This window comes from uncultured Aquincola sp., assembly GCF_964001545.1.
GTDB lineage: Bacteria > Pseudomonadota > Gammaproteobacteria > Burkholderiales > Burkholderiaceae_C > Aquincola.
In genome coordinates this window covers 1-5978 of sequence record NZ_CAXFDV010000316.1, presented here as the reverse complement: position 1 = coordinate 5978, position 5978 = coordinate 1, and the positions used below count along the sequence as shown (strand labels likewise).

Here is a 5978-nt window from a genome sequence, read left to right as displayed (position 1 = left end):
TGCAGGCGCGGCTGCCGGCAGGCTCACCCGCACCGAAGTGCCTAAACCGGGCTGGCTGCTCAGGCTCACCTGGCCGCCCATGTCGGACACCAGGCGCTTGGCGATCAGCAGCCCCAGGCCGCTGCCTTCGATGTTGCCTTCGCGGCCCAGCCGCTCGAAGGGCTGGAACAGGCGGGCCAGCTGGTCTTCGGTCATGCCCGAGCCGGTGTCGCGCACGGTGATGTGCACCGGGCCGCCTTCGTCGGCGCCGATCTCCCACAGCACCTGGCCGCCCGGCCGGTTGTACTTGACGGCGTTGGAGCCCAGGTTCAGCAGCACCTGTCGCAGCCGCTGCTCATCGGCCACCAGCCGGGGCGCCGGCGTGCCGGCGGGTGCTGCGGCCGGCAGCACTTGGCGCACGCCACGCGCCTGGGCCAGCGGCCGCAGCATGGTGGCGCAGGCGGCCACCAGCGGCGCCGGGTCCAGCTCACGCGGCTGCAGGTTGAGGCCGCCTTCTTCCACCTGCTGCAGGTCCAGCACGTCGTTGATCAGCGTCAGCAGGTGCTGGCTGGCCTGCAGCACATGGTCCACGTAGTCCAGCCGCACGCCGCCCTGCAGCCGCAGCAGCTGCGCAAAGCCGATGACGGCATTGAGCGGCGTGCGCATCTCGTGGCTCATGCGCGAGAGGAATTCGCTCTTGCTGCGGCTGGCCAGCTCGGCGGCCTGCTTGTCGCGCAGCGCCGCGTCGGCGGCCCGCTGGCGCGTGATGTCGGTCTGCGTGCCCACCATGCGCAGGGCGCTGCCGTCGGGCCGGCGCGCCACGATGCGGCCGCGGTCGCGCACCCAGACGACATGGCCGTCCACGTGCCGCATCCGGTAGTCCACCTCGTAGCCGGGCGCGGCGCCGCGCTGGTAGGCGGCCAGCGCGGCCTGCACCGCAGGCAGGTCGTCGGGGTGCACGCGGGCGGCCCAGTCTTCGCGCAGGCAGGGCTCGTCGGGGGCGCAGCCCAGCATCTGCCTGCAGGCGGGCGAGAAGTAGGTGACGCCGGTGTCGGCGTCCCAGTCCCACACGCCGTGGCCCGCGGTTTCCAGCGCGAACTTCCAGCGTTCTTCGTTCAGGCGCAGCCGGTCGGACAGCGCCCGCAGGTCCGTGACGTCGCGCACCATGTACAGGTGCTCGCCTTCGGGCATGGGCGAGATGCGGGCCTCGAACCAGTGGGTGCGGCCGCGCAGCGGCAGGTCGTACTCCAGGCTTTGCGTCTGGCCGGTGGCACGGGCCTGTTGCAGCGCCTGCTGCAGCGCCTGCGCCAGCGGCGCGGGCAGCACTTCGGCCAGGGTGCGTTCCTCCACGCTCGACCAGGGCGAGACCAGCGACGGATGGCCGGGTGTGCCGCAGTGCTTGTAGCGCCCCTCGTCGGTGACGACGAACCACAGGTCGGGCACCGCCGCCAGCACCGCGCGCAGGCGCGCGTCGGAGGTGCGTGCGCGGCCCTGCTCCTCGGCCAGCGCATCGGCGCGTCGATGGCGCTCGGTGATGTCCATCGACAGATGCACCACGGTGCCGTCGGGCAGCTTGCGGTCGTTGAGCACCACCCAGCCGCCGCGCCACTGGGTTTCCTGCGGGCGCGGCACGGCGGCCGGCAGCGCCAGCCGCCAGGCGACGAAGGCTTCTTCGCGGCCGATGGCCTGCTGGTAGTGGCCCGCCGCCGCCAGGTGGCGCACCGCGGTGGGCCAGTGGTCGCAGCCCTTGGGCAGCAGCGCGCCGATCTGCCGGTGCCAGCGCTGGTTGGCCAGCAGGATGCGGCCGTCGGGTGCGCTGATCATCACGCTGCCGGCCAGGCCGTCCAGTGTCTGCGTGAGCAGTTCGTGGGCGCGCTGGAGCACGTCGTCGGACGGCGCCGTTGCCTGCGCCGCCGCAGCCGGGGCCGGCAGCGTGATGGCCTGCGCCACCAGCCGACCTTCGACCAGGCCGCCGCAGGCGATGGCCAGATCGTGCAGCCCCTGAAGCAGGCTGTCGTGCACCGGCAGTTCGGCCGGGCCCATCACGCACAAGGTGCCCACCACGTGGCCATGCACCCGCACCGGCACGCCGGCATACACCACCACGCTGAGGGCGTGGGCGGTGGTGCGGGCGGGGCCGGTGGCCGGCAGCGCGTCATCGACGCTGCGCAGCACCTGGGCATGGCCATGGGCGCGCACCTGGCCGCACAAGGCGTGGAGGTGGCCGGCCTCGCTGCGCAGCAGGCCCACCGCGGCTTTGGTGAAGCTGCGTTGGCGGGTGAACAGCGTCAGCGCCGCGATGGGGCTGCCGGCACTGCGCGCCGCCTGGCGCACCAGCGCATCGAAGGCGGCATCGGGGCCGGCGTCCAGCCGCTCCAGGCCGTCGGCCAGGGACAAGGGAGAGCCGGCCTCGGCGGCCGCGGCAGCGGGGAAGGGCAGGCTCATACTTCGAGCCGCTTCACGAGGCGGCGTGGTCGTCCAGGCCACCGGCCTGTGTGTCGCCGAAGCGCAGCACCTCGAAGCGCACGATCGGCGAGCTGCTTTCCAGCGGGCTGCCGCCCAGTCCGATGCCGCCCTGGCCGTACAGCGTGCAGCTGCTGCGCCGCAGGCCCAGGATGCTGGTGTCGTCGCGAAAGCGCACGTAGGTGCCGTTGTAGCTGAGGTCGGTGAGCTGGATGGCGCCGCCATGCCACTGGATGCGCGCATGCGAGCGCGACACCCGCGAGTCGTCGACGCAGAAGCTCGCCTGCGGGCTGCGGCCCAGGATCACCGGCGTCTGGTCGGCCACGTAGACCCGCTCCACGTCGCCCCACACCAGGCGGATGGCATCGGGCTCGGCCAGCGGCGAGACGGGGTCGAACTGCGTGGTGGCGTCCACGTCGGCGCGGCTGTCGCCCAGCAGGTGCACCAGCACCGGGTCGGCGCGGCCGCGCAGGTGCATCCAGTCGAGGCTGCGAAAACGCTGCTGCTGCGGGCGGGGCAGGCCACGCAGCACCGCATCGGTGATCAGGGTTTCGTTGTCGCCGGCATGGTCGATCAGCCGCGCCGCGACGTTGACCGCATCGCCGAAGCAGTCGCCGCCCATCTCCACCACCTCGCCGCGGGCGAGCGCCACCTGGATGCGCAGCGAGCGCAGCCCCGGCGAGGCGCCATGCGCCCGGCCGCGCGACTGCAGCTGCTCCAGTGCCTCATGCATGCTGCCGGCGGCCTGCAGGCCGTCCACCGAGGAGTCGAAGACCGCCATCAGCCCGTCGCCCAGGGTCTTGACCACATGGCCGCCGCCGGCGGTGACGGCATGCACCAGCAGGTTGACGGTGTGGGTGACGACCGAACTGGCCTCGGCATTGCCCAATTGCTCGTACAGCGCCGTGCTGCCGCGCAGGTCGGCAAACAGGACGGTGCGTTCGGCAATCACGGTCATGCGGCTCTAACGAGAAATGAGGAATGGCCAGGCCGCCTGAGTTTACCGGCCGAAACACCCGCGAAAAAAAAGCCCGGCATGGCCGGGCTTGCTTCACGAACCTGCTGTTGTTTACAGGTTGTCCAGGTACGTGCGCAGCTTGTCCGAGCGGCTGGGGTGCTTGAGCTTGCGGATGGCCTTGGCCTCGATCTGGCGGATGCGCTCGCGCGTCACGTCGAACTGCTTGCCCACTTCTTCCAGCGTGTGGTCGGTGCTCATCTCGATGCCGAAGCGCATGCGCAGCACCTTGGCTTCGCGCGGGGTCAGGCTGTCGAGGATGTCCTTGACCACGTCGCGCAGGCCGGCCTGCATCGCGGCGTCCACCGGGGCCACGTTGTTGGTGTCCTCGATGAAGTCGCCCAGGTGGCTGTCGTCGTCGTCGCCGATCGGCGTTTCCATGGAGATCGGCTCCTTGGCGATCTTCATGATCTTGCGGATCTTGTCCTCGGGGATCTCCATCTTCTCGGCCAGCGTCGGGGCATCGGGCTCGAAGCCGAATTCCTGCAGATGCTGGCGCGAGATGCGGTTCATCTTGTTGATCGTCTCGATCATGTGCACCGGGATGCGGATGGTGCGCGCCTGGTCGGCGATCGAGCGGGTGATGGCCTGGCGGATCCACCAGGTGGCGTAGGTCGAGAACTTGTAGCCGCGGCGATATTCGAACTTGTCCACCGCCTTCATCAGGCCGATGTTGCCTTCCTGGATCAGGTCGAGGAACTGCAGGCCGCGGTTGGTGTACTTCTTGGCGATGGAGATGACCAGGCGCAGGTTGGCCTCGATCATCTCCTTCTTGGCGTCGCGGCTGGCCTTCTCGCCCTGGTTCATCCGCTTGTTGATGAGCTTCAGGTCGTCCAGCGGCACCACGGCCTTGGACTGGATGTCGATCAGCTTTTGCTGCAGCTCCTGGATGGCGGGCAGGTTGCGGCCCATCACCGCGCTGTAGGGCTTGCCGGCGGCCACTTCCTTCTCGGCCCACTGCAGATTCAGCGCATTGGGCGGGAAGGTCTTGATGAAGTGGTCCTGCGGCATGCCGCACTTGTCGACCACGATCTTGCGCAGCTCACGCTCGTAGCGGCGCACGTCATCCACCTGCTGGCGCAGGATGTCGCACAGGCGTTCGATGGTCTTGACGGTGAAGCGGATGCCGATGATCTCGCCGCTGACGGCCATCTGCGCCTTGTTGTAGGCGGTGGACTTGTAGCCTTCCTTCTCGAAGGCCTTGCGCATGCGGTCGAAGTGCTCCAGCAGCGCGTCGAACTTCACCAGCGCGGCGGTCTTGAGCTCTTCGAGCTTCTTGGTCAGCGCCTTGCTGCCGCCCTGGCCGTCGTCGTCGTCTTCTTCTTCGTCGAATTCGTCGAAGTCTTCTTCGGCCACGTAGTCGTCGGCCTCGTCCTCGGCCACGAAGCCGTCCACCACCTCGGAGATCTGCATCTCGCCGGCGCGGATCTTGTCGGCCATCGCCAGGATCTCGGCGATGGTGGTGGGCGAGGCGCTGATGGCCAGCATCATGGCCTGCAGGCCGCCTTCGATGCGCTTGGCGATCTCGATCTCGCCTTCGCGCGTCAGCAGCTCGACCGTGCCCATTTCGCGCATGTACATGCGCACCGGGTCGGTGGTGCGGCCGAATTCGGAATCGACCGTCGACAGCGCGGCTTCGGCGGCTTCTTCGGCTTCTTCTTCGGTCGCGGTGGTGGTGGAGCCGCCGGCAATCAGCAGCGTGGCGGCGTCGGGCGCCTGCTCGTACACCGCGATGCCCATGTCGTTGAGCATCGAGACGATGGCTTCGAGGATTTCCTCGTTGACCAGCTTCTCGGGCAGGTGGTCGTTGATTTCCTGGTGCGTCAGGAAACCACGGGTCTTGCCCATCTTGATGAGGGTCTTGAGCTCCTGGCGGCGCTTGGCGACTTCCTCTTCGGTCAGGGCGGTTTCGTCGAGGCCGAACTCGCGCATCAGCGCGCGCTCCTTGGCGCGCGAGACCTTCATGCGCAGCGGCTTGGCCTTGGCGGCGGGTTCGCCGTCGCTGGCTTCGACGGTGTCCACGGTCTCGGCGGTGTCCACCGCCTCGGCTTCCGCTTCCGGCTCGCCTTCCAGGTCGGATTCGATGTCCGACAGGTCGGCGTCGAGCGTGCCCTTGTCCTCGTCACCCTTCTTGCGGCCGGTGGCCTTGCCCTTGGCGGCGACGGTCTTCTTCTTGTCTTCGGCCTTGGCCTTGGCGGGGGCGGCAGCGGTTTTCTTGGCGGTCATGCGGAAATCCTCGAAAGGTGAAGGCTTCTCAGGCGCGGGCGTGAGGCAAGGGTGCGGGAAGGGCGGCGATGCATGCATCCGGCACGGCAGGAAAGGGTGCGCAGGGCGACACCCCCGCGGCGGCTCGGGGCCACCGGTGTGTGGGTTGTCGGCTCATGGTGCACGGCTGTTGACCTGCAGATGCCCCTCGGCTGATAGCGGTGAGGGCGGGGCTCACCGCGGCACTCTCACGCTTGCCGCTGGAAGGAACCGCGGATTATACCCATGAAACCGAGTTACTGCCGTTTTTACGGCG

At 68.9% G+C, this 5978-nt stretch carries 3 protein-coding genes; all 3 read right to left on the bottom strand.

The window, feature by feature from the left end:
* Positions 1-2424: ATP-binding protein (locus ABNT58_RS11115; RefSeq protein WP_348753541.1), on the bottom strand; the 2424-nt coding region annotated here is incomplete at its 3' end.
* 13 nt (positions 2425-2437) lie between these two features.
* The gene (locus ABNT58_RS11110) at positions 2438-3400 is read right to left on the bottom strand and encodes an adenylate/guanylate cyclase domain-containing protein (protein ID WP_348753540.1); all 963 of its coding nucleotides are present in this window, start codon (positions 3398-3400) and stop codon (positions 2438-2440) included.
* A 111-nt stretch (positions 3401-3511) separates the two neighbouring features.
* The gene (rpoD, locus tag ABNT58_RS11105) at positions 3512-5683 is read right to left on the bottom strand and encodes an RNA polymerase sigma factor RpoD (protein ID WP_348753539.1); all 2172 of its coding nucleotides are present in this window, start codon (positions 5681-5683) and stop codon (positions 3512-3514) included.
* Positions 5684-5978 lie beyond the last annotated feature (295 nt).